The sequence below is a fragment of the Phenylobacterium sp. CCH9-H3 genome (genome assembly GCF_001557235.1).
Classification (GTDB): domain Bacteria; phylum Pseudomonadota; class Alphaproteobacteria; order Caulobacterales; family Caulobacteraceae; genus Phenylobacterium.
Window position 1 is genome coordinate 1 of the sequence record NZ_LSJI01000059.1, and the last position, 22,951, is coordinate 22,951.

Below are 22,951 nucleotides of genomic sequence, written 5' to 3' on the forward strand. Positions count from 1 at the left end.
GGCCAGCACCCGCTCGGCCGCGGCCGCGTTCAGCCCCGCCCCCTTGGTGAAGTCGCCGCTCTCGTCCTTGCGCCCCTCGCCCAGCAAGAGGCGCACGCCGTCCGGCCCCAGCCGGTCCAGCTTGTCCACCGCCCGCAGCACGGCCAGCTTCTGGCCCTCGTCGGCCACGCCGGCGGCGGTCATCAGGCCGTTCAGGAGCTTGCGGTTGTTGATCTTGATCAGCGCCGATCCGGCCGGCAGGCCGGCGGCTTCCAGTCCCTCCACCGCCATGGCGATGATCTCGGCGTCCGCCTCGGGCCGGGCCGAGCCCACCGTGTCGGCGTCGCACTGCACGAATTCGCGGAACCGCCCCGGGCCCGGCTTCTCGTTGCGCCACACCGGCCCGAAGGCATAGCGGCGGAACGGCTTGGGCAGGGTCTCCCAGTTCTGCGCCGCGAACCGGGCCAGCGGCGCGGTCAGGTCGTAGCGCAGGGCCATCCACTGCTCGTCGTCGTCCTGCAGGGCGAAGACGCCCTCGTTCGGCCGGTCGGCGTCGGGCAGGAACTTGCCCAGGGCGTCGGCGTATTCGAACGCCCCGGTCTCCAGCGGCTCGAAGCCCCAGCGCTCATAGACCCCGCTCACGGCCGCCAGGATGGCGCGTTCGGCGACGACGTCCCGCGCGCGGCGGTCGATGAACCCGCGGGGGGCGCGGGCTTCGGGTCTGTTGGGATCGCTGGTCATGGCCGCGCGCTTACCGGCTGCGGCGGCCTCACTCAAGGAATCGTCTCGGGAAGGGCTCATCGTCGTCTCTCTGAGAAGGAGGTCGACGGACGAAGCTGAAGGTTCGAGCCCCGTCCGCTGGTGCGGGGCTCGGAAGGGGGGATCGCCTAAGCCACGAGCCCGCCAGCCGATCCCGCGAGGGTCGGATGGTGATGGCCGTGATGGTGCGCGGTCCGCGTCATGACGGCCGCGCTTCTAGCGGATGTTCGTGACCGAGTCACGAAGGCGCCTGCGGCGAGGCCAGGGGCCCCGCCGCGCCCGCCTAGTTGCGCCGGCTGACGATGTCCTTGTTGGCGGCGCGGGTCTTGGCGCCCTGGCCGCGCATGGCCTCGGTGGGCTCGCCGCGCCGGGTGTGGTTGGCGGAGAAGGTGGCGGCCTCGCCCGCCGCCTCGCCCCACTCCTGCTCGGGATTGTCGGGCTGGCCCAGCTTGTGGATGTCGACGTTCGCCGGGGTGCCGGCGCCCAGGTCGCCGGGCACGTCGCCGAGACCGGCGGCGTTGCGATCCGGCATGGCGCCCGTGGGGACGCCGGCGCCGTCGTTGCGATCAGCCATGGGGTACTCCTCTTTCACTCCAGGGGGATCAACCCCGGGGCAGCCGGCCCGTTCCTTGCGCTCCGGCGTTCCCGCGGCTAGGCGGGGCGGATGGCCTCAGCCCTGCAAGCCGCCTACGACGCCCGGGTCCGGGCGGGCGCCATCCGGCCCGACCCCGCCCAGGCCGCGGCGCTCGCGCCCCTGGTCCGCCTCGAGGCCGACCTGGCCGCCGCCCGGCCGGCGGGCGGCCTGCGCAAGCTGTTCCACAAGCCCGAGGGCCAGCGCGGCGTCTACCTGATCGGCCCGGTGGGGCGCGGCAAGTCCATGCTCATGGACCTCTTCTTCGAGACCTCGACCGAGACCTCCAAGCGCCGCACCCACTTCCACGTCTTCATGGGCGAGGTGCACCGCCTGATCGACGCCTGGCGCAAGGGCGACGCCGCCGCGCGCAAGACCCGCTTCGGCCAGCACAAGGGCGATGATCCCATCGTCCCCGTGGCCGACGTGGTGGCCGCTGAGGCCCGCCTGCTCTGCTTCGACGAGTTCCAGGTCACCGACATCGCCGACGCCATGATCCTGGGCCGCCTGTTCGAGGCCCTGTTCGCCCGCGGCGTGACCCTGGTGGCCACCTCCAACCGCCTGCCCGACGACCTCTACAGGAACGGCATCAACCGCCAGCTCTTCCTGCCCTTCATCGACCTCCTGAAGAGCAAGGTGGAGGTGGTGACCATCGCCGGTCCCCACGACTACCGGCTGGACCGCCTGCGCGCGACGGGCGTCTGGTTCTCCCCCATCGACCCGGACAACGAGCGCCAGTTCGACGCCCTCTGGCGCGAGATGCTGGGCCCCGAGGAGGAGAGCGGCGAGACGCTGGAGGTGCTGGGCCGCAAGGTCCACTTCCCGCACGCGTCCGGCGGCCTCCTGCGCGCCGGCTTCGGAAGCCTCTGCTCGGTCGCCCTCGGCCCCAACGACTACATCGCCCTGGCCGAGCGCTTCCACACCGTCTTCCTCGACGGCCTGCCCCGCCTGACCGCCAACCGGCGGGAGGAGGCCCGCCGCCTGGTGATCCTGGTGGACGCCCTCTACGAGGCCCGTACCCATCTGATCGTCCTGGCCGAGGCCGAGCCCACGAAGCTCTACCCCGAAGGCGACGGCGCCTTCGAATTCGAGCGCACCGCTTCCCGCCTCCAGGAGATGCGCTCGGCCGGCTGGCTCGAGGATCGCTAGGCCCAACTGCTACAGGCCTGCAATTGTAGTTCTTCGAAACCACGGTATGGTCTCGCCGCGGCTGGGGAGGCCGCGCTGAGGGCGGGGCCGCAAATGCAGAGCTTGAACCTTTCGCGCCGGGGCCTGATGGGCCTAGGCGTCGGCCTCCTGGCGTCCGGCGGCGCCCGGGCCGCCGACGGCCCGGTCGTGGAGACCACCGAGGGCCGCTACCGAGGCCGAATCGAGAACGGGGTCCAGGTCTTCCGCGGCATGCGCTACGGCGCGGACACCGGCGGCGCCGGCCGCTTCATGCCGCCCCGCCCGGCCGAGACCTTCGCGGGCGTCCGCGAGGCCTTCGAGTTCGGCGACCAGGCCCCCCAGCCGCGCACCATCCTGACCGTCCCCGGCCCCATCAGCGAGGACTGCCTGCGCATCAACGTCTGGACGCCGCATGCGGCGGGCCGGCGGCCCGTGCTCCTCTGGTTCCACGGCGGCGGCTTCGAGGCCGGCACCGGCTCCAGCGGGCTCTACGACGGCGCCAACATGGCCCGGCGCGGCGACGTGGTGGTCGTCACCGTCAACCATCGTCTCAACGTCTTCGGCTTCTGCGACCTCTCGGGGCCCCTCGGAGCCGACTTCGCCCAGTCCGGCAACGTCGGCTACCTGGACCTGGTGCTGGCCATGAAGTGGGTCCGCGCGAACATCGCGGCCTTCGGCGGCGATCCCGGCAACGTCATGATCTACGGCCAGTCGGGCGGCGGCCGGAAGGTCAGCGTCTGCTTCGCCGGGACCGAGGCCGCCGGCCTGTTCCACAAGGGCGTCGTCCAGTCCGGCTCGCACCTGCGCGTCCACACCAAGGACCAGGCGGCGGCCCTGACCAACGCCCTCCTGAAGAAGCTGGACCTCGCCCCCGCCGACGCGCGCAAGCTCCAGCAGGTCCCCATCGACCAGCTCGGCGCCGCCCAGCGCCAAGTGATCGCCGCCGCCGGTTATCGCTTCGAGCCGGTGATCGACGGGATCTCCTTCAAGGCCGATCCCTGGCTGCCCAACGCGCCGAAACAGACGGCCAAGGTCCCGCTGATGCTGGGCACGACCCAGACCGAACTCTCCAACCAGCTCGGCCGCGACGAGGCCCTGTTCTCCATGGACGAGGCCGGCCTGAAGCAGAAGCTGGCCAGCATCGTCCCGCCCGAGGCCGTGGACGAGGCGGTGCGGGTCTTCAAGGCCTCCACCCCCTCCGGCTCCAACGCCGAGATCTTCTTCAAGGCCGCCTCCTGGCGCGCCTACGTCACCAACGCCACGACCATGGCCGAGAAGCGGCACGCTCAGAACGGCCGCAACAACCCGACTTGGGTCTATCAGGTCACCTGGCGCTCGCCGGTCCAGGGCGGACGGCGCTTCAGCGAGCACACCATCGACCTGCCGTTCATGTTCGACAACGTCGCCCGCGCCCCGCACCTGACCGGCCCGCCCAGCGACGAGACGAAGGCTATGACCGAGGCCATGGCAAACGCCTGGCTGGCCTTTGCCAAAACCGGCGACCCGAACCACGCCGGCATCCCCAAATGGCCGACCTACGACGTGGCGAAGCGCCCCGTGATGCTGTTCGACGCGCCGCCGAAGCTCGTCAACGACCCCTTCCGTGAAGAGCGCCTGTTCATGGCGCAGTTCCCCGCCGTGCGCGGCGGCAGCTAGGAGCCCCGTCAGATGACCGATTTCAGCGCGAGCCGGCGGGCGATCCTGGGCGCAGCCGGCGCCTCCTTCGTCATGGCCGGCGTGGCCCGCGCCGCCACTACCGACATCTTCCCCGTCGTCGAGACCGCCGAGGGCCGCCTGCGCGGCCTGGTCTCCGGCGGGGTCAAGGTCTTCAAGGGCGTGCCCTACGGCGCCGACACCTCGGGCGCGAACCGCTTCCGGCCGCCCCAGCCGGTCAAGCCCTGGGCCGGCGTCCGCGATGCGCTGGACTACGGCAATGTCTGTCCCCAGATGCCCGGCGACCGCCGCAGCGACTACGCCAACCTGATCCAGCTCGACATCCAGCCGGGCGGCATGGGCGAGGACTGCCTGAACCTCAACGTCTGGACGCCCGAGATTTCGCGCACGGCGAAGAAGCCGGTGATCGTCCGCTTCCACGGCGGCGGCTTCTACGGCGGCTCCAGCAACTCGCCCGGCATGGACGGCGAGATGCAGGCCCGGCACGGCGACTGCGTCGTGGTCAGCGTGAACCACCGCCTCTCCGCCTTCGGCTTCCTGCACCTGGCCGACAGCGGCGCGCCCGCGGATTTCGCCCAGTCGGGCATGGCCGGCCTGCTCGACCTGTCGGCGGCCCTGGCCTGGGTGAGGCGCAATATCGAGGCCTTCGGCGGCGACCCCGGCCGCGTGCTGATCATCGGCCAGTCCGGCGGCGGGGCGAAGGTGTCGGCCCTGATGGCCATGCCCTCAGCCCAGGGCCTGTTCCAACGCGCCGTCCAGATGAGCGGCGCCATGCTCCGCGTCGCCCCGCGCGAGCGGGCCAAGGCGACCGCGGACACCTTCCTCAAGGCCGTGAACCTCGGCGGCGGCGACATCCGCAAGCTGCAGGCGATCCCGGCCTATGACCTGCTCTCCGTTCAGGCCGATCTGGAAGCCGGCCAGCGGCTCCGGGGCGAGGCGCCGAATTCGTTCACGCCTGTGCTCGACGGCGTGGCCATGCCGCGCCACCCCTTCGACCCGGACGCCCCGGCCATCAGCGCCGACGTCCCCATGATCGTCTCCACGACCCTGGACGAGCGCACCTATCGCCAGCGGAACTTCGACGAGACCTGGGAAGGCGTGGCCAAGTCGTTCACCCCCCGCCTCGGCGCCCGCACGGCCGAGGTCCTGCAGATGTACCGCGACGAAGACCCTGCGGCGGCGCCCTACCTCATCCAGTCGCGGATCATCAGCGACATGGGCCGCGGCGCGAGCTTCGCCATGGCCGAGCGAAAGGCCGCCCTCGGCCGCGCGCCCGCCTATGTCTACCTGTGGAAGGCGCCCAGCCCCGCCTGGGACGGCCGCTACGGCGCGACCCACGGCGTCGACGTGGGCCCCAGCTCCCGCGAGATCCGCGGCGCTCTCCAGGGCCCCAACCCCAACAGCGCCCGCCTGTCCGAAGAACTGTCCTCGGCCATCGTCGCCCTCGCCGCCACGGGCGATCCCAACACCGCCAAGCTCCCCGCCTGGGCGCCCTACGACGCGACCCGCCGCACCACCATGGTCTTCGACAACCCCGCCACCCACGTGGAGACCGACTACCGCGGCGCCTTCCGCAAGCTCTGGGCCTCGGCCGGCGCCGCCTGAGCGGTGAAGCACCTTCGAACGTCAGGGGCGGGTTGGGCGCCGGCGCCCCTCTTCCCGGTCGTCATCCCGGGCGTAGCGCTCGCCAGAGCGCGGAGACCCGGGACCCAGCAGACGCAACCCTGAAGCCGCGCAACGACAGATGACGCAATCTACGTCACGGCCTAGCTTCCGTCGCCCCTCTCCCTACCCTCTCCCCTCTCGCTCCGCGGGAGGAGAGGAGATAGCGCGCAACGTCCGCTAACGGTCGGCTCCCGTCACCTGCAACGCGCCTCAAACCGGTCCCTCGGCGACCCGCACATAGCGGACCTTGCGAGCCGCCGCGTGGCGTCTGAAAGGCCCTTCACCTCCCCTGCGAAGCGGGGGAGGGGGACCGGCCGCCGACCCCGGCCTCGAGCCGGGGGAAGAGCGGCTGGTGGAGGGGGCGAGCCGAAAGCTCGGCGGATCGGTCGGCGATTGATGGCGCAGTGCGCGGGCTCGCCCCCTCCACCACGCGCTCTACGGCCGGCCGCGCCGACCTCGGCCCGTGGTCCCCCTCCCCCGCCTCGCAGGGGAGGTAAAAGTCAGCAATGAGCCCCTCCCGCACCTGATCGTCCCGCGGACAGACTTCCGGTATGACGGCTGACCCCCGCGGCGGCGGCCGGCTGGCCGCCGTACGCGCCAGCTACCACCGGAGTTTCGAAGATGGACGTTCGCACCGCTGACCCGGCCGACGAAGCGGCCGTCCTCGCCACGCTGACGCTGGCCTTCGCCACCGATCCGGTCACGCGCTACTGGTGGCCGCAGGCGAGCGACTACGCTCACTGGTGGCCGAAGGTCGTGCTGGCGCAGGGCGAGCCCGGCTTCGCGCAAGGGACGGTCTTCGTGACGCCGGGGTTCGAGGGGGCGGCGATCTGGCTGGCGCCCGGCGTGGAGGCCGATCCCGCGCGCATGGCCGCGCTCGACATGCCGGGCACGGAGGATGACGAACGGGTCGCCCAGGCGCTGCGTCAGGCCATGGCGCAATATCATCCGAGCACGCCCCACTGGTACCTCTGGACCCTGGGGGTGGACCCGCGCCTGCAGGGCCGCGGCGTGGGCTCGACCCTCCTGCGTCACGCCCTGGCGCGCATCGACGCGGACGGCGCCCCCGCCTATCTCGAAGCCTCCAACCCCGCGCTCATTCCGCTCTATGAGCGCCACGGCTTCGAGGTCGTCGGCCGGATCGAGGTCGAGGATGTTCCGCCCCTGACCCCGATGTTTCGCCCCGCCAGGTCATAGCCGGCGGACACGCCAGACGGCGCCTGCGAGCCGCGCAGGACGCCGCGCCGCCGAGCTCGCACGGCGCGGCTTCACATTCAGCGAAGCTGGTGACCCCGCGACGGCTCGTGCGTTGTCGGTGCGTCGACAATCCGCGCATCCAAGGTCCAGCTCATGTCGGACGCCTCATCCCGACCAATCAATCCGCCGACGGCCTACGGCGATCTGGGCGACGAGCTTCCGGCCTACGTGGCCAACGGCCTGATCGGGCTCCGCGTCCGCCCCATGGCTTTACGGGCCGGCATGGCGCTGATCAGCGGCTATAGCGGCGAGCACCCGGTCCGGCGGATCGAGGCCGCCGCCAACGCACCCTATCCGCTCGCCGCCGATCTTGCCCTGGGGGGAGTCTGGCTGTCCGACGCCGACGGCGCCGTATCGGATCTCCAGCAGGACTACGACTTCGGCTCCGGCGAGTTGAGGAGCCGGTTTCGGGTGACGCTGGGCGGCCGCGAAGCCGCCGTCGAGGTCCTGACCTTCTGCTCCCGCCACGATCCGACCCTGGCCTGCCAGGAGATCGCCGTGACGCCCTCGCAAGGCGGCGAGATCGCACTTCGCGCGAGTATCGATGCCCGCGGCGCAGACGGCCGCCTCATGCGGGAGAGCCGGGAGGCGCCCGAGGAGGGGCCGGTGGTCGACGGCGCGCTGCTCTGGCAGTCGGGCGGCGGGCTCTCCACATGCGGCCTGGCCTATGTCGCGACGGTCGAAGGTGGCGATTTCGGCGAGGCGGAGCGGTCTGCCTTTCAGTATGGCCAGTTCCATTCCGTATTCCGCGGCCGAGCCCGCGGGGGCCGCACGGTCAGACTCCGGCAGATCGTCAGCCTTGTCCCGGATGTCATGCATGCGACTCCCGACCAGCATGCCGCGCGCTTGGCCGCCAAGGCTGCGCACGATGGGTTCGAGGGTTTGCGGGCGGCCAACCGCGAGGTCTGGCGCGAGGTCTGGAAGGGTCGTATCCGGCTCGTTGGGGCCTCTGACCGCTGGCAGGCCCTGGCCGACGCCGCGGTCTTCTACCTGAACTGCTCGACGCACGGCGCATCGCCCGCCTCGACGTCGATCTTCGGTTTGGCCACATGGCACGACTATCACTACTACTACGGGCATGTGATGTGGGACATCGAGGCGTTCGCCGTCCCGCCGCTCTGCCTCCTGCAGCCCGATGCCGCCCGCAGCCTCCTCGACTACCGCATCCGCTCGCTGGAGGGCGCGCGCAACAATGCGCGCCTGTTCGGCAGGCGCGGTCTTCAGTTTCCTTGGGAGAGCGCGCCCGGGAGCGGGGAGGAGAGCGCGCCGATCCCAGGGACCGCGGCTTGGCACGAGGATCACGTCTCGCTCGACGTGGCGCACGCGTTTGCGCTGCATGCCTGGCTTACGGGGGACGACGAGTTCCTTCGCGCGAAGGCCTGGCCGGTGCTGTCCGGCGTGGCGGACTGGATTTCCTCGCGGGCGACCCGCACCGCCAAGGGCTACGAGATCCGAGCCTCCATGGGGATCGCCGAGCGCGAGCAGCCCGTGGAGAACGCGGCCTTCACCAACATGGCGGCTGTCGTGGTGCTCCGCGAAGCGATCGCCGCCGCGGAGCGCCTTGGTCGCCATGCCGATCCCGTCTGGGCCGACATTGCGGAGCGGATGGCGTTGCCGCGGCGGGGCCCAATCGTGATCTCGCACGACGGCTACCGCAAGGACGAGGAAAAGGGCGGGACGCCCGACCCGCTCATGGGAATCTTCCCCTTCGGGTACCGCCTGTCTGCCGACGACGAGGCCGCAACCCTGGGATTCTACCTCGAGCAGGCCGACAGCTACATCGGGAGCCCGATGCTGTCGGCGCTCTACGGCGCCTGGACCGCACGTCTCGGCGATCGCAAACAGGCCCTGCGCCTGCTGGACGAGGGCTACGGCCAATTCATCCAGGGCCGCTTCCTTCAGACGCTGGAGTACCGCGCCGACCGCTTCCCGGAGCAGCCGCGGGCGGGGCCTTTCTTCGCCAACATCGGCGGCTTTCTAACCGGCCTGCTGTTCGGGTTCGCGGGACTGCGGTCGGGCCTGGGCGCCCCTGCCGACTGGCTGGAGCGCGACGCCTTTCTGCCTCAGGGTTGGCGTAGCATTGAGGTCGAGCGGCTATGGCTCGGCGGACAGCCGATGTCTCTCTCCGCCCACCATGGCGCCCGGGCGAAGATCACCGCCCTCGATGACAAGCCGCGCGAAGCCTAGACGCCTGATGCCGTTCGACCGGCGCACCTACGCCCGCAGGCTCTCCACCAGCTCGCGCGCGTAAGGTCGCAGTTCGTCCGCGGCGCGGACCACGATGGTGAGCTCGCGCAGCGCCCAGTCGTCGGTGAGGTCGATGGCCGCCAGCGACATGGTGCGGGCCGAACGGGCGGCGGTGGTCTGGGGCACGACGCCGATGCCGACCCCCGATTCCACCATCCGGCAGACGGCGTCGAAGCTGCGAAGCTGGATACGGGCCTTCAGGGGGCGGCCCTCCCGGGCGGCCTTGGCGGTCAGGAACCGCTGCAGCGAGCTCGACCGCTCCAAGCCCACGACGTCGTAGTCCAGCACCTCGGCGAAGGCGACCGAGCCACGCCGGGCCAGGGGATGCCCGGTGGCCGCCACCACCACGAACCGGTCCGAGCGGAACGGATAGGTCTGCAGGGCGCCCACGTCGACCGTGCCCGCCACGATGCCCACGTCGCCCACGCCCTCGGCGATGAGGCCCACGATCTCGTCGGACAGCCGCTCCTCCAGGTCGACGCTGACGTGCGGATGGGCGGCCAGGAACGAGCTGAGGGCTTCGGGCAGGAACTCGGTCAGGGCGTTGGTGTTGGCCAAGAGGCGCACCTCGCCCGAAAGCCCGCCGGCGAAGGCCGAGAGGTCCTCGCGCATCCGCGCCGCCTGGCCCAGGATGGTGCGGGCGTGTTTCAGGAACGCGCGGCCGGCGGCCGTTGGCGTCACCCCCTGGCGCGAGCGGGTGAAGAGCGAGGCGCCGAGCACGGCCTCCATGTTGCGGATCCGCGTGGAGGCCGCCGCCAGGGCCAGCGCGCTGCGCTCCGCCCCCGCGGTGATCGAACCCGCATCAGACACATCGCAGAACAGCCTCAAGTCGGTGAGATCGAACCGCATCCTTCGCCTTTCGCGAAGGAACACTAACCCGATCGCGCATTGCACCCAAGGGGAGAGACGTGAGACTTCGGCGTTCGCGAAAGAACAATCGGACCTGACTCTCCACTACTTGCGAACTATTCGCAAGTCCGGGGCCGACCAAACTGAGCGGTTTCATATGGTCAAACAGTCACATTCCGACCGTTCGTTGACACCCCCCGCCCGGCGCTTAAAACCGGCGGGGCTTGAGGCTTTGGGGGAGGCGACGGCGCTTCGATGACTACCGTTCCACGCGGTCCCGCCGACCGTCCCATGTCGCCGCACCTGCAGGTGTGGCGCTGGCACGTCACCATGCTCACCTCGATCCTGCACCGGGTCACCGGCGTCGGGCTGTACCTGGGCGGGCTGATCGCCGCCGCCTGGGCGGTCTCGCTGGCTGCGGGGCCCGAGGCCTACGAGACCTTCAAGGCCGTGCTGGGCTCGCCGCTGGGCAAGTTCGTCATGTTCGGCATGACGCTGTCGGCGTTCTACCATCTGGGCAACGGCATCCGGCACCTGGTGTGGGACTTCGGCTACGGCCTGGACATCAAGAGCGCCAACTCGTCGGCCTGGGCCGTGTTCGGCTTCACCATCGCCGCCACCCTCGCCACCTGGGCGATCGCCTTCCAGATCGGAGCGCTCTGAGATGAGCTTCCGCACACCGCTTTCCACCGCCCGCGGCCTGGGCTCCGCCAAGCACGGCGTCGGCCACTGGATCTCCGAGCGCGTCGCCGCCGTGGCCCTGGTCCCGCTCGTCGTCTGGGGCGCCTACAGCGTCATCCTGCTGGCCCGCATGGACTACTACGAAGCCGTGGAGTGGATCCGCAGCCCGGTGAACGCCACGCTGATGGTCCTGACCCTCGGGATCAGCTTCATGCACATGCAGTCGGGCCTGCGCGTGGTGATCGAGGACTACGTCTATTCCCACCTGAACAAGGCCGCTTGCCTCTTGGCCAACCTCTTCGTCTGCGGCCTCGCCGGCGCGCTGGCGGTTATGTCCATCCTCAAGGTCGCGCTGGGGGGCGCCTGAACCCATGGCGACGTACGAATTCATCGACCACAAGTTCGACGTGGTGGTGGTGGGCGCCGGCGGCTCGGGCCTGCGCGCCGCGCTGGGCTGCGCCCAGGCCGGTTTGAAGACGGCTTGTGTCACCAAGGTCTTCCCGACCCGCTCGCACACCGTCGCCGCGCAGGGCGGGATCTCCGCCTCGCTCGGCAACATGGGCGAGGATGACTGGCGCTGGCACATGTACGACACCGTCAAGGGGTCGGACTGGCTGGGCGACCAGGACGCCATCGAATACCTGTGCCGTAACGCGCCGGCTGCGGTCTACGAGCTGGAACACTGGGGCGTTCCGTTCAGCCGGACGGCGGACGGCAAGATCTACCAGCGCGCCTTCGGCGGCATGACCAAGAACTATGGCGAGGCCCCGATCCAGCGCACCTGCGCGGCGGCCGACCGCACCGGCCACGCCATGCTGCACACCATGTACGGCCAGTCCCTGGCCCACTCGACCGAGTTCTTCATCGAGTACTTCGCCCTGGACCTGATCATGGACGAGGGTGTCTGCCGGGGGGTCACGGCCTGGAAGCTGGACGACGGGACGCTGCACCGGTTCCAGGCCCAGCTGGTGATCCTGGCCACCGGCGGCTACGGCCGCGCCTACTTCTCGGCCACCTCGGCCCACACCTGCACCGGCGACGGCGGCGGGATGGTGCTGCGGGCCGGCCTGCCGCTGCAGGATATGGAGTTCGTCCAGTTCCACCCGACCGGCATCTACGGCTCGGGCTGCCTGATCACCGAGGGCGCCCGGGGCGAGGGCGGCTACCTGACCAACTCCGAGGGCGAGCGGTTCATGGAGCGGTATGCGCCGACGGTCAAAGACCTCGCGCCCCGCGACATGGTCAGCCGCGCGATGACCATGGAAATCCGCGAGGGCCGGGGGGTGGGGCCCAAGAAGGACCACATCTTCCTGCACCTGGATCACCTGGACCCGAAGATCCTGGCGGAGCGGCTGCCGGGGATCTCGGAGAGCGCCAAGATCTTCGCCGGCGTGGACGTGACCAAGGAGCCGATCCCCGTCCTGCCGACGGTACATTACAACATGGGCGGCATCCCCACGAACTTCTATTCGGAGGTCGTGACCAAGGCCGGGCGCGACCCGGACAAGACGGTGCCGGGCCTGATGGCCGTGGGCGAGGCCGCCTGCGTCAGCGTGCACGGCGCCAACCGCCTGGGCTCCAACAGCCTGATCGACCTCGTGGTGTTCGGCCGGTCGGCGGCCCTGCGCGCGGCGGACACGATCAAGGCCGGCGCGACCCAGCCCGAGCTGAAGCCCGCCATGACCGACCCGCACCTGGCCCGCCTGGACCGGTTCCGCAACGCCAGCGGCTCGACGCCCACGGCGGCCCTGCGGCTGGAGATGCAGATGGCCATGCAGGAGGACGCGGCGGTCTACCGGACCTCCACCGCCCTGGCCTCGGGCGTCGCGCGCATGAACGCGGTCAGCGCCAAACGGCCCGACCTGAAGGTCACCGACCGCTCGATGATCTGGAACAGCGACCTGATGGAGACGCTGGAGCTGGACAACCTGATCGGCCAGGCCGTGGTCACGGTGACCGGCGCCCACAACCGCACCGAAAGCCGCGGGGCCCACGCCCACGAGGACTTCCCGGACCGTGACGACAAGAAGTGGATGAAGCACACCCTGGCGTGGTTCGACGATCCCACCGGCAAGGTGAAGATCGATTTCCGCCCGGTGCACGACTACACCATGACCAACGAAATCGCGCCCTTCCCGCCCAAGGCGCGGGTCTACTAGGCGAAGGGGAACAGACACATGGTCCAGCTCACCCTTCCGAAGAACTCCGTCCCCAAGGGCGGCCGGCACTTCCCGGCCCCGGCGGGCGCCACGAACGTCAAGACGTTCAAGATCTACCGCTACGACCCCGACAGCGGCCAGAACCCCAGCTGGGACACCTATGACGTGGACCTCAGCCAGTGCGGGCCGATGGTCCTGGACGTGCTGATCCACATCAAGAACAACGTCGACCCGACGCTGACCTTCCGCCGCTCGTGCCGCGAGGGGATCTGCGGCTCGTGCGCCATGAACATCGCCGGCCGCAACACCCTGGCCTGCATCCACGGCCACGAGGAATGCCCGGGCGACAAGATCTCGATCAGCCCGCTGCCGCACATGCCGGTGGTCAAGGACCTGATCCCGGACCTGACGCTGTTCTACGCCCAGTACGCCTCGATCGAGCCCTGGCTGCACACCGAGACGCCCGAGCCGCAGAAGGAATGGCGCCAGACGCCGGAGGACCGCGAGAAGCTGGACGGCCTCTACGAGTGCATCCTCTGCGCCTGCTGCTCGACCTCGTGCCCCAGCTACTGGTGGAACCAGGAGAAGTACCTGGGCCCCGCCGCCCTGCTGCACGCCTATCGCTGGATCATCGATTCCCGCGACGAGGCCACCGGCGAGCGGCTGGACGAGCTGGAGGACCCCTTCAAGCTCTACCGCTGCCACACCATCATGAACTGCGCCCAGGTCTGCCCCAAGGGCCTCAACCCCGCCAAGGCCATCGCCGAGGTGAAGAAGATGCTGGTCGACCGGGTGGTCTAGAGGGCCATCCGCTTCGACGTTGGGGGTTTCAGCCCCCTCTCGCTTCGCGAGCTCCCCCGGAGGCAGCGCCAAATCCTCCCCCCTTTGGGGGAGGCGCCGAAGGCGGAGGGGGTTGCAGCCTGGGCGCCGGGGTTTCGGCCCCCTCTCGCTTCGCGAGCTCCCCCGGAGGGGGAGCACCTTTGGGGCTGCGTCAGGTCCTCCCCTCTTGGGGGAGGCGCCGAAGGCGGCGGGGGCTACAGCTGCGGGCTTCCGGATTTCAGCCCACCGCCGGCCGGAACAACGCTTCCAGGCCCGCAATCACGTCCTCGATAAGGTCGCCCCCTTCGGGCGTACCGGGGGCCAGGTCCGCCGCGCCGTGGGCGGCGGCCCAGACGGCCAGGGTGATGTGGCGCAGCGGGGGGGCGACCCGGCCCTGGGCCGCGGCGACCTCGGTCACGATGCGGTGCAGGACGGCCAGGGCGGCGGCGCGCGCCTCGACCACCGGCGGCGCCTCGGCGATCTCGGGGTCGAACATCAGGCCGAACAGCGCCGGCTCGCGGCGGGCGAAGTGGAAGTAGCCGGTGGCCCAGCCCCGCAGGCGCCGCCCGTCCCCGGCCTCGCGGTCGGCGCGCTCCAGATCGCGGCGCAGCTCCATGAACCCGCCGGCGGCGAGCTCGGCCAGGAGCGCGGTCTTGCTGTCGTAGTGATGGTAGAGCGAGGCCGCCGTGATGCCCGCCCGCGCCGCCAGGGCCCGCAGGCTGAGCTGCTTCAGGCCCCCCTCCTCCAGCATCTCCCGCGCCTCGCGCACGAGGCGCCCGGGCAGATCACCCGCATGATACTTCCGGCCGGCTTCCATGGGCCGATCTTAGGTCACGACGGGGCGGGTGACGCCAAGGATTCGAACCACGGATTTTGCGGATCGGGTTGCTGGGCGATGCTCCGACTTGCTCGCACCAGGCGTCAGCGCGCGCAAGCAGACTTTCGGGACTTTACAGAGGGGGTAAAGGCGAAGTTCGGAGGGTCCGCTAGTGGGCGCCAAACTAGCGTGGGCGGCCAAGGCCAAGTCGCGACTCACGCTGACAAGAAGCGGTCTGCTCGCCGCTGTTATTGATGGCGGAATCCTGACTTGCCGGCAGCCTCGATGATGCAGATCACCACCGATCGCAGCGATACATTCAACGCAGCGTAGAACATCTTCGTCTCCCTCTGGCTCGGCGTTACCGAAACGCGACCGAGAGCTCTCCCTTCGCAGGGCTCCCTGACTACGCATGCTTGTGGCGGAGCTCCAGGAAGCACCGGTAGGCCGGCGCCCTCAGGCACGAGTCAAATGAGGTGGACCGTCGCGCCCTCCATGACGTAGCGCGCGTACAGGAAATCCCGGATGCCGCGTACCTGGCCCGCCTCGAAATCGAGCACGACGACATAGGCCGGCGTGACGAGCGAGACGGCGCGTTCGTAGACCAGCATCGCGGCGCGGCCATCGATCGTCGCGGGGGCGAACGACCATTTGGCCCCGGCCGCCTCGTAGGCGCCGTAGTATTGGCCGACCTCGTCCTTGCCGCGCCTTTGGAACGGCGTGGTGACGAGGTCGAGCCTCACGTCGCTGGCGAGCATTGCGCGCACGGCGTTGAAATCGCCGACTTTGAAGCCATCAACATAAGCCACCAGCCGCGCGCGCATCGGCTCCGATAGCATCGGCAGATCGTCGTCCGCAGGTTGGCGGGCCAATTCGCGCAGGCGGGCGCGACCGCGCTGCAGGGCCGATTTCGCGGCGGTTTCGGTCGCGCCCGTGATCGCCGATACCTCCTCTAGGGAGTGGCCGAGCACGTCCTTCAGGATCACAGCGCTGCGTTGCAGTGCGGGTAGCCGAAGGAAGGTGCGCAGGCTGGTGGTGGCGATATCGGGATCGGACTCATCCGGGGCGGCGACCATGGCCAGGTCCTCCTCCGTTCCCATAGGGGCGGTCCGCTGGCGGCGACGCAGGAGATCGACGGCGGTGTTGTAGGCGATGCGGAAGAGCCAACCCTCGGGGTTGTCGAGCGGCCCCACCGCTTCGCGCGCCATCAACGCCTTGAGCATGGCGTCCTGGACAACATCCTCGCCGTCGACCACCGAGCCGGTCATACGCGCGCAGTAGCGATGCAGCTTCGGACGGATCGCCGACAGCATCGCTTCGAAATCGCGCGGTTGATCGGTCATGGGCGAGATTCCTACAGGTCGAGCACGAAAGGATCTGTGTCGGCCCGGAACCCGTAAGCCACGCCATTTTCGTAACTTGGGTCGTTCAGCAACTCGGCGACCTGCCGGCCGATCTGCGCCGGGTGGAGGGGCGGGCCATAGCGCTTGACCATATAGTCGTCGACGGTGAAACCCTCTTCCCGCGCCTGGACGGCGGCGACAGCATGGCCAAGCTCGGTCCCTGCGATCGCCTGAGTGGGGACCAGGACCTGGAAGCGGATCCCAAGCGCACGATCGTCCGAGGCGGCTTGCGCCTGGTGCGCCATGTACCAAACCATCCGCTTGGCCCCGACATAGCCGCCCGACAGGCGCAGGTTGCGAGGCTCGATCGCCGGATGGCTCATCACCATCGCGGCGCCGCTCGACATGATGAGAACGCGCGAGCCCGGCCGCATCGGCGTGTTGAGCGCCGCCTGCACGCCCGCGAGCGTCGCCTTTACATCGGTGTCCCAGATCGCCGAGAAGCCCGTCCAATCTTCCTTGTCGATCGTCTTCAGAGGCAAGCGCGCACCGGCGTTGAGCACCAGCACGTCCGGGTCGATGTCGGCTACGGCGCGATGGATCAGCGTCGCGTCCGTCGCGTCGCCAGCGATAGTCCGCGCGCCGGCGTCGCGCGGCGCGCCGAGCCTTCCGGAATCGCGGGCGATCGCGGTGACATCGGCGCCACGGGTCGCCAAGGCCTTGACGATCTCCAGCCCCAGTCCGGCGCTGCCGCCGGTCACGATGGCCCGGCAATTGGCGAGATTAGTCATGCGCTCGCCTCCCTCAGGCCTGACGCGCATAGGCGATGGAGCCCATGACCGAGTCGAAGCTGGCGAGCGCCACGATACGGGGGAAATAGGCCTGCATGCGTGGGTCGCTCTGCATGGCGGTGACCGCGGCGGCGTCCCGCCACTGCGAGATGATCGTGACGCGCGCGCCGTCGTGAGCCGCCACGAAGCTGGTCGAGCGCCAGCCGTCCAGCGTCGCGATGACCTCGTCGGTGTTTTGGCGCAGCAGATCGAGCAGCGCCGCCTGCTTGGCGGGATCGCAGGTCATCACGTTGACTAGGGTCGTCGCGCTCGGATCAAGGGCGATGGGGCTCATTTTTAGGTCTCCTTGGCGAGCGCCGAAATGACCTCGCTGTCCAGGAGACGACGCGCCGGATCCAAACGGATCGGCACGGTGAACATTTTTTGAGACCTTCCTTGAAGATGCGCCCGGCGCCACCCGTTGACCGGCAGCGGCTCCACCGGGACCGCCGGAACGTCTTTTTTTGAGGCGCGGTCCCAATGTCGGCAACTGGCGCAGAGCGGCCTTCGCGCTTCTCTGCAGCTAGTGTGAGGGAAGGCTGGAGAGCGGGAGGCGGACGGCGTCGCACTCTGGAGGTGACAGTCCCTGCTTCGTCGCTTCCCTCAGCACGGTCAGGTGCGGACCTGCAGGCGATAGTCACAGCTGGCCTGCCTGCGCCCCCGGGCATCCCGCTGCCAGACGGGTAAGCTACTGTTAAGCATCGAAAAAATCAAATTGGTCCTCTCCCCCATTTTGGGGAGGCTCGCATCGCCGACGCTTCCTAGGTTCGCCCCCGCACGTCGTGTCGAGCCTTGGGGGACCAGATGCCAGCCTATTTCGCGTCACAGAGCCTGACCCTCCCGCTGCGAGCGGGTTTTGAGGGGGCGTATGTCCACGAGGTCGGCGTCGGCGACTTCACCGGCGACGGCAAACTGGATGTGGTGCTGAGCTATTTCCTGTTCCCGCTGGAAACCCGGGGCACGTCCATCCGCCTTCTGGCGGGCAACGGCTCGGGTGGCTTCACCGACGCTACGACCCAGATTTTTGGTACAGGCGCACCGACGACTGTCCACGCCAGAGAGACGATCGTCGCCGACTTCAATCGCGATGGGCGGGCCGACATCTTCCTCGCCGACCACGGCTATGACGCCAATCCGTTCCCCGGCGCGCAGAACAGCCTGATGCTGTCGACCGGCGCGACGGGACTGACCAACGCGACGGTGCAGCTGCCGCAGGTTCCGGACTACACTCACTCGGCTGAGGCCGCTGACGTCGACGGGGATGGCGATCTCGATATTTTTGTCGGCAACGGCGGCGGTGGGCAGGCGCTCACCACACCGTACTTCCTGATCAACAACGGCTCCGGTGCTTTCACGCGCAGCGACGTCGGGCTGCCCTCGGTGCTGACGACAGGCGCCAAGCCGAACCACTGGAGCGAGGCCTTTCTCGACGTGGATGGCGACGGCGACAAGGACCTCTTCCTGGGCTCCAGCCTTAACAGTCCAGCCCAACTGCTGCTGAACAACGGCCAAGGCGCCTTCACGCTCTCAAGCGTGGCGATGCCGGCCGGCGCGGCGAACGCCGATGCGGTCGACATCCAGTCGCTGGACGTCAACGGCGACGGCCGGCCCGACCTCGTGCTGAGCTATTCGGTCTTCGGCGCGGGCGACCCGACCCGGCAGATCCAGCTGCTGATCAACAACGGGCAGAATGGTTTCACCGACGAGACCGCCAGTCGCCTCCCCGCCTCGATCCAGGGCGGCGCCTGGAGCCGTCGCATCCATCTGACGGACGTGAATGGTGATGGTCTGACCGACATGGTGCTGTCGAACGGCTCGTCGACGCCGATCTACCTGGCCGATGGGCGCGGGTACTTCATCCAGCTTCCCAACATCCTGCCGGGCAACGCCTTCGACCAGATCACCCCGGCCGACGTGAACGGCGACGGGCGTGTGGACTTCATCACCTGGCGCGGCCTGTTCGATGGCGCCGAACAGTTGCGGATCGACCTCTCGGTGGACGCCGGGACGAGCCAAATCGGCGGCGCGTCGGCCGAGGGGCTGCTCGGGGACGCGGACAACGACACGATCAATGGCGGCGGCGGCGCGGACGTGATTTTCGGGGCGGGCGGGACGAACTATCTGCGCGGCGACGAGGGCGACGATTACATCGTCGGCGGTCGCGGGTTCGACGACATCAACGGCAACATGGGCAACGATACCTGCGTCTCCGGCGGCGGCGACGACTGGGTGGTGGGCGGCAAGGACAACGACAGCCTCGCCGGCGGCGCGGGGCAGAACCTGGTCTACGGCAACATCGGCGCCGACACTTGCGAGGGCGGGGACGGGAACGACATCGTCCGCGGCGGTCAGGACAATGACACTATCGCGGGTGGTGCGGGTGACGACTACGTCTCTGGGGACCGCGGCGACGACACAGTCTCGGGTGGCGCGGGTGCGGACATCTTCCACACCTTCGGCGACGCAGGGATCGACCGGGTGGTCGACTTCAATCTGGCGCAGGGCGATCGGGTCCAATTGGATCCGGGGACACAGTACACGGTGGCTCAGGTCGGCGCGGACACGGTCATCAGCATGACCGGGGGCGGTCAAATGACCCTGGTGGGCGTGCAGATGAGCACTCTCGCGGCAGGCTGGATCTTCGGGAGCTAGTCGGCGCCGCAACGGCGACCGACGCCGTTGACCCACCCTCGAACCTGCAGCTGGGCTCCGGCCAGAACCTGCACCGTCGAGGCCTTGCACCAGACTGACGTCAGACTTTCCTCGTCACCGAACGTTTCTCATAAGGGGATCATGGCCTCAGCATCGATCCGGCAAGCGGACTCAGGCCGCGTGCTGGCGAATGTCCGGTTCCTGGAGACATCCCAACGACTGCAACTGGCGCATCCATGCCGCTGCAGGTGATCGCGGCCGGAAATCCTGATTGGCGCGATCTATCCGGCCCCTGGTTCGGGGCGCCGGAGGGACCGCTGTCGCGGCTGCAGCGCCCTTAGGCGGGCGTCGGTGGCGGTGCGGCTGGGTCCCGGGTCTGCGCGCTCTGGCGAGCGCTTCGCCCGGGATGACGGAGCTGGGGGGCGGTTCTGGTGGCCGTTAGTTCCGACTGGGGATCACCACGGGCAGGGTCTCGTAGCCCTTTACGAAGACGGAGTGGGTGCGGAGGGGCTCGCGGACCAGGCGGACTTCGGGGAAGCGTTTGAGGATCTCTTCCCAGATGATGGTGAGCTGAAGTTCGGCGAGGCGGTTGCCGACGCAGCGGTGGATGCCGAAGCCGAAGGACAGGTGGTTGCGAGGGCGCTCGCGGTCGATGTCGTAGCGGTTGGGGTTGGCGATCTGGGTCTCGTCGCGGTTGCCCGAGACGTACCACATGACCACCCGGTCGCCGGCCCTGATGGTCTTGCCGCCCATCTCGACGTCGCGAGTGGCGGTGCGGGCCATGTGGGCCAGCGGCGTCTGCCAGCGGATGGTCTCGGAGACCATGTTGGGGATCAGGGCCGGATTGGCGCGCAGGCGGTCGTACTGGTCCGGGTTCTTGTTGAGGGCGTAGATCGAGCCCGAGATGGTGTTCCGGGTGGTGTCGTTGCCGCCGATGATCAGCAGGACGACGTTGGAGTGGTAGTCGGTGGCGCTGAGGTTCCGGGTCGCCTCGGCGTGGGCCATCATGGAGACCAGGTCGAACTTGGGCGGGGCGTTCACCCGCTCGGCCCAGAGGGCGTCGAAGGCGTCGAAGCAGGCGTCGGCCTGTTCGCGCTTGTGCTGCCAGCTCTTGGCCGGGCCGAAGCCGGGGGCGTTGGTGAACATGTCCGACCAGAAGGTCAGCTCGCGGCGCTTTTCCTGCGGGTAGTCGAAGAGCGTGGCCAGGGTCATGGCCGTCAGCTCCTTGGAGACGAGGTCGACCCAATCGAACTCCTCGCCGATCGGCAGGCTGTCGAGGATCTTGCCCGCCTCGGCGCGGATGATCGGGCTCATGGCCTGGAGGTTGGCGGGCGCCACGGCCGGGCTGACCGTCTTGCGCTGCACGTCGTGGCCCGGCGGGTCCATGGCGATGAAGCTGTTGCCGCGCGGCCGCTTGTCGGCCTCGGCCTTGGCCTCCAGCGTCTGCAGGACGATGCCGTCGGCGGAGGAGAAGGCCTCGTGGTTGGTGTCCACAGCCATGATGTCCTGGTAGCGGCTGACCGACCAGAAGCCGTCGTACTCCTCGCCGCGCGGCGTCCAGTGGATGGGCGATTCCGCCCGCAGGCGGTCGAAGATCGGCCACATGGCGTCATTGGCGAACAGGTCGGCCTGGGCCGGGTTCAGCGCCTCGATCGGCGTGGCCCACACCTCGGCGGCGGCGGCTTCACGGAACTGGGGCGATCCGTCGTCCATGGCTTTCCTCCCGGGTGCTGACGACCCTTGGGCCCCATGGCGCCGATCCAAACGCTGTTCGGCAAGCCTTACCTGCCGGTCGTGGAGGGCCGCGAGAGGTAAGGATTTGCCCTCCGTAGGGTCACACGGCAAAGAGGGGACCGCCGGGCGAACAACCGCGACCGGCCGCCATTGAAGTTGACGCAGGCGTCACTTTTGTGCATCGGAGACCCATGAGCAACGCTTCGGCCAACGTTGTGATCGTCGGCGCGGGCCACGCAGGTGGCACGGCGGCGGCGTTGCTGCGCCAGTACGGCCACGAGGGGCCGATCACCCTGGTCGGCTCGGAGCGGATCGCGCCCTACCAGCGGCCCCCGCTCAGCAAGGCCTGGCTGAAGGGCGAGGCCGACGCCGACTCCCTGGCCCTGAAGCCGCTGGAGTTCTACGCCGAGAACAACATCGACTTCCGTCCGGGCGTCACGGCGGTCAGCCTGAACCGGGGCGCCAAGACCGTGGCGCTGTCGGACGGTTCGACCCTGGACTACGACATCCTGATCCTGGCGACCGGCGCGCGGGCCATCGCCCTGCCCATCGAGGGCGCGGACCTGGCCGGCATCCTCTTCCTGCGCACCGCGGCCGACGCCGAGGCGCTGAAGGCGCAGGTGGGGCCGGGCAAGAAGCTGGCGGTGGTGGGCGGCGGCTACATCGGCCTGGAGGTCGCCGCCTCGGGCCGGGCCCTGGGCGCCGAGGTGGTGGTGCTGGAGCGCGAGGCGCGCATCCTGGCGCGAGTGGCCTGCCCCGAGCTGTCGACGTTCTTCACCGGCTATCACGAAAAGCACGGCGTCAAGTTCGAGCTGGGCTGCAGCGTCACCGCCTTCGAGGGCCGGGACGGCCACGTCACCGGCGTGAAGCTGGCCGACGGGCGGGTGATCGCCTGCGACGCGGTGGTGGTGGGCGTGGGCGCGCACCCCAACGACGAGCTGGCCAAGGACGCGGGCCTGGACTGCGCCCGGGGCGTGGTGGTGGACCTGGACGCGCGCAGCGTCAGCGACGACAGCATCTTCGCCATCGGCGACGTGGCCCACCGGCCGATGCCGATCTACGACCGCATGTTCCGGATGGAGAGCGTGCCCAACGCCCTGGAGCAGGCCAAGCAGGCCGCCAGCGCCATCATGGGCCGGCCGCGCCCGCCGGGGGAGTGCCCGTGGCAGTGGTCGGACCAGTTCGACCTGAAGCTCCAGATCGCCGGCTACGCCTTCGACGTGGACGAGGTGCTGGTCCGCGGCGACCCGGCGAGCGGCAAGTTCGCCGTCTTCCACCTGAAGGGGGACCAGGTCCAGTCGGTGGAGGCGATCAACTCGCCGCCCGAATTCATGATGGGCAAGATGCTCATCCTGAACCGCAAGCCCGTGAACAAGGCGAAGCTTGCGGACCCGTCCGTTTCCATGAAAGAGGTCGCCGCCGAGAGCGCGCCTTCATGACCCGGTCGATCCAATACAGCGCAATGCGCTCGATTTTCAACAAGAAGCCCTTCCCGCAGCGGGAACGGGCCGGCGATCAGTGAGGGGCGTCCATGGCCAAGATCACCTACATCGAACATGACGGCACTGAGCACGTGATCGACGTGAAGCCGGGCCTGACCGTCATGGAAGGCGCGGTAAAGAACAACATCCCGGGCATCGACGCCGACTGCGGCGGCGCCTGCGCCTGCGCCACCTGCCACGTCTATG

At 69.2% G+C, this 22,951-nt stretch carries 20 protein-coding genes; 12 read left to right on the forward strand and 8 right to left on the reverse strand.

Annotated elements, in window-relative coordinates:
• Positions 1 to 720: ATP phosphoribosyltransferase regulatory subunit (locus tag AX721_RS05275; protein WP_197422474.1), on the reverse strand; the 720-nt coding region annotated here is incomplete at its 3' end.
• A gap of 301 nt (positions 721 to 1,021) precedes the next feature.
• Entirely contained in the window at positions 1,022 to 1,312 is a 291-nt protein-coding gene (locus AX721_RS05280; RefSeq protein ID WP_068874978.1) for a hypothetical protein, read from the reverse strand.
• 90 nt (positions 1,313 to 1,402) lie between these two features.
• Here AX721_RS05280 and zapE point away from each other — a divergent pair, with 90 nt between their 5' ends.
• The 5 genes from zapE to AX721_RS05310 all read left to right on the forward strand — a co-directional run bounded on the left by zapE (position 1,403) and on the right by AX721_RS05310 (position 9,319).
• Positions 1,403 to 2,518, forward strand: coding sequence for a cell division protein ZapE (gene zapE, locus AX721_RS05285; protein ID WP_068874979.1), 1,116 nt, complete (start codon positions 1,403 to 1,405; stop codon positions 2,516 to 2,518).
• A 93-nt stretch (positions 2,519 to 2,611) separates the two neighbouring features.
• Positions 2,612 to 4,192, forward strand: coding sequence for a carboxylesterase/lipase family protein (locus AX721_RS05290; protein WP_068874980.1), 1,581 nt, complete (start codon positions 2,612 to 2,614; stop codon positions 4,190 to 4,192).
• 12 nt (positions 4,193 to 4,204) lie between these two features.
• Positions 4,205 to 5,815, forward strand: coding sequence for a carboxylesterase/lipase family protein (locus AX721_RS05295; RefSeq protein ID WP_231733219.1), 1,611 nt, complete (start codon positions 4,205 to 4,207; stop codon positions 5,813 to 5,815).
• Positions 5,816 to 6,496: 681 nt separating this feature from the next.
• Positions 6,497 to 7,072, forward strand: a complete 576-nt coding sequence (locus tag AX721_RS05305) for an N-acetyltransferase (RefSeq protein WP_068874982.1) — start codon at positions 6,497 to 6,499, stop codon at positions 7,070 to 7,072.
• A gap of 153 nt (positions 7,073 to 7,225) precedes the next feature.
• A complete protein-coding gene (locus tag AX721_RS05310) occupies positions 7,226 to 9,319 on the forward strand; it encodes a glycoside hydrolase family 65 protein (protein ID WP_068874983.1) in 2,094 nt (697 codons plus the stop codon).
• A gap of 27 nt (positions 9,320 to 9,346) precedes the next feature.
• Here AX721_RS05310 and AX721_RS05315 read toward each other — a convergent pair whose 3' ends face one another.
• On the reverse strand, positions 9,347 to 10,228 hold the full coding sequence (locus AX721_RS05315; RefSeq protein WP_068874984.1) for a LysR substrate-binding domain-containing protein: 882 nt from the start codon (positions 10,226 to 10,228) through the stop codon (positions 9,347 to 9,349).
• Between the two features lie 255 nt (positions 10,229 to 10,483).
• Between AX721_RS05315 and sdhC the strand changes: the two genes are divergently transcribed.
• Genes sdhC through AX721_RS05335 form a run of 4 tightly spaced genes read left to right on the forward strand, consistent with a single transcriptional unit; the run spans position 10,484 to position 13,869 of the window.
• Positions 10,484 to 10,891 carry a succinate dehydrogenase, cytochrome b556 subunit gene (gene sdhC, locus AX721_RS05320; protein ID WP_068874985.1) on the forward strand — a complete coding sequence of 136 codons (408 nt, stop codon included), beginning with the start codon at positions 10,484 to 10,486 and terminating at the stop codon, positions 10,889 to 10,891.
• 1 nt (position 10,892) lies between these two features.
• Positions 10,893 to 11,276: a succinate dehydrogenase, hydrophobic membrane anchor protein gene (sdhD, locus tag AX721_RS05325; RefSeq protein ID WP_068874986.1), complete on the forward strand. Its 384-nt coding sequence runs from the start codon at positions 10,893 to 10,895 to the stop codon at positions 11,274 to 11,276.
• Between the two features lie 4 nt (positions 11,277 to 11,280).
• The gene (gene sdhA, locus AX721_RS05330; RefSeq protein WP_068874987.1) at positions 11,281 to 13,068 is read left to right on the forward strand and encodes a succinate dehydrogenase flavoprotein subunit; all 1,788 of its coding nucleotides are present in this window, start codon (positions 11,281 to 11,283) and stop codon (positions 13,066 to 13,068) included.
• 18 nt (positions 13,069 to 13,086) lie between these two features.
• Positions 13,087 to 13,869, forward strand: a complete 783-nt coding sequence (locus AX721_RS05335; protein WP_068874988.1) for a succinate dehydrogenase iron-sulfur subunit — start codon at positions 13,087 to 13,089, stop codon at positions 13,867 to 13,869.
• 256 nt (positions 13,870 to 14,125) lie between these two features.
• Here the strand turns inward: AX721_RS05335 and AX721_RS05340 are convergent, their stop codons facing one another.
• The 4 genes from AX721_RS05340 to AX721_RS05355 form a co-directional block, all read right to left on the reverse strand.
• Complete coding sequence (locus AX721_RS05340; protein ID WP_068874989.1) at positions 14,126 to 14,704, reverse strand: TetR/AcrR family transcriptional regulator; 579 nt, start codon at positions 14,702 to 14,704, stop codon at positions 14,126 to 14,128.
• 467 nt (positions 14,705 to 15,171) lie between these two features.
• Positions 15,172 to 16,047, reverse strand: coding sequence for a sigma-70 family RNA polymerase sigma factor (locus tag AX721_RS05345; protein ID WP_068874990.1), 876 nt, complete (start codon positions 16,045 to 16,047; stop codon positions 15,172 to 15,174).
• An 11-nt stretch (positions 16,048 to 16,058) separates the two neighbouring features.
• On the reverse strand, positions 16,059 to 16,838 hold the full coding sequence (locus tag AX721_RS05350) for an SDR family oxidoreductase (RefSeq protein ID WP_068874991.1): 780 nt from the start codon (positions 16,836 to 16,838) through the stop codon (positions 16,059 to 16,061).
• 13 nt (positions 16,839 to 16,851) lie between these two features.
• On the reverse strand, positions 16,852 to 17,172 hold the full coding sequence (locus tag AX721_RS05355; RefSeq protein ID WP_068874992.1) for a putative quinol monooxygenase: 321 nt from the start codon (positions 17,170 to 17,172) through the stop codon (positions 16,852 to 16,854).
• A gap of 509 nt (positions 17,173 to 17,681) precedes the next feature.
• On the opposite strand from AX721_RS05355, the gene AX721_RS05360 reads away from it, so the two are divergent.
• Positions 17,682 to 19,529, forward strand: coding sequence for an FG-GAP-like repeat-containing protein (locus tag AX721_RS05360; RefSeq protein ID WP_068874993.1), 1,848 nt, complete (start codon positions 17,682 to 17,684; stop codon positions 19,527 to 19,529).
• Between the two features lie 438 nt (positions 19,530 to 19,967).
• On the opposite strand, the gene AX721_RS05365 is transcribed toward AX721_RS05360, so the two are convergent.
• A complete protein-coding gene (locus tag AX721_RS05365; protein ID WP_068874994.1) occupies positions 19,968 to 21,242 on the reverse strand; it encodes a cytochrome P450 in 1,275 nt (424 codons plus the stop codon).
• A gap of 212 nt (positions 21,243 to 21,454) precedes the next feature.
• On the opposite strand from AX721_RS05365, the gene AX721_RS05370 reads away from it, so the two are divergent.
• Entirely contained in the window at positions 21,455 to 22,702 is a 1,248-nt protein-coding gene (locus AX721_RS05370) for an NAD(P)/FAD-dependent oxidoreductase (protein ID WP_068874995.1), read from the forward strand.
• 92 nt (positions 22,703 to 22,794) lie between these two features.
• Positions 22,795 to 22,951 (forward strand): 2Fe-2S iron-sulfur cluster-binding protein (locus AX721_RS05375; protein WP_156467022.1); only part of this gene is annotated, 157 nt, incomplete at its 3' end.

Bases quoted from the DNA above. Each gene is read 5' to 3' on its own strand.
- AX721_RS05280 (WP_068874978.1), bottom strand. From the start codon at position 1,312: ATGGCTGATCGCAACGACGGCGCCGGCGTCCCCACGGGCGCCATGCCG.
- zapE (WP_068874979.1), top strand. From the start codon at position 1,403: ATGGCCTCAGCCCTGCAAGCCGCCTACGACGCCCGGGTCCGGGCGGGC.
- AX721_RS05290 (WP_068874980.1), top strand. From the start codon at position 2,612: ATGCAGAGCTTGAACCTTTCGCGCCGGGGCCTGATGGGCCTAGGCGTC.
- AX721_RS05295 (WP_231733219.1), top strand. From the start codon at position 4,205: ATGACCGATTTCAGCGCGAGCCGGCGGGCGATCCTGGGCGCAGCCGGC.
- AX721_RS05305 (WP_068874982.1), top strand. From the start codon at position 6,497: ATGGACGTTCGCACCGCTGACCCGGCCGACGAAGCGGCCGTCCTCGCC.
- AX721_RS05310 (WP_068874983.1), top strand. From the start codon at position 7,226: ATGTCGGACGCCTCATCCCGACCAATCAATCCGCCGACGGCCTACGGC.
- AX721_RS05315 (WP_068874984.1), bottom strand. From the start codon at position 10,228: ATGCGGTTCGATCTCACCGACTTGAGGCTGTTCTGCGATGTGTCTGAT.
- sdhC (WP_068874985.1), top strand. From the start codon at position 10,484: ATGACTACCGTTCCACGCGGTCCCGCCGACCGTCCCATGTCGCCGCAC.
- sdhD (WP_068874986.1), top strand. From the start codon at position 10,893: ATGAGCTTCCGCACACCGCTTTCCACCGCCCGCGGCCTGGGCTCCGCC.
- sdhA (WP_068874987.1), top strand. From the start codon at position 11,281: ATGGCGACGTACGAATTCATCGACCACAAGTTCGACGTGGTGGTGGTG.
- AX721_RS05335 (WP_068874988.1), top strand. From the start codon at position 13,087: ATGGTCCAGCTCACCCTTCCGAAGAACTCCGTCCCCAAGGGCGGCCGG.
- AX721_RS05340 (WP_068874989.1), bottom strand. From the start codon at position 14,704: ATGGAAGCCGGCCGGAAGTATCATGCGGGTGATCTGCCCGGGCGCCTC.
- AX721_RS05345 (WP_068874990.1), bottom strand. From the start codon at position 16,047: ATGACCGATCAACCGCGCGATTTCGAAGCGATGCTGTCGGCGATCCGT.
- AX721_RS05350 (WP_068874991.1), bottom strand. From the start codon at position 16,838: ATGACTAATCTCGCCAATTGCCGGGCCATCGTGACCGGCGGCAGCGCC.
- AX721_RS05355 (WP_068874992.1), bottom strand. From the start codon at position 17,172: ATGAGCCCCATCGCCCTTGATCCGAGCGCGACGACCCTAGTCAACGTG.
- AX721_RS05360 (WP_068874993.1), top strand. From the start codon at position 17,682: ATGCCAGCCTATTTCGCGTCACAGAGCCTGACCCTCCCGCTGCGAGCG.
- AX721_RS05365 (WP_068874994.1), bottom strand. From the start codon at position 21,242: ATGGACGACGGATCGCCCCAGTTCCGTGAAGCCGCCGCCGCCGAGGTG.
- AX721_RS05370 (WP_068874995.1), top strand. From the start codon at position 21,455: ATGAGCAACGCTTCGGCCAACGTTGTGATCGTCGGCGCGGGCCACGCA.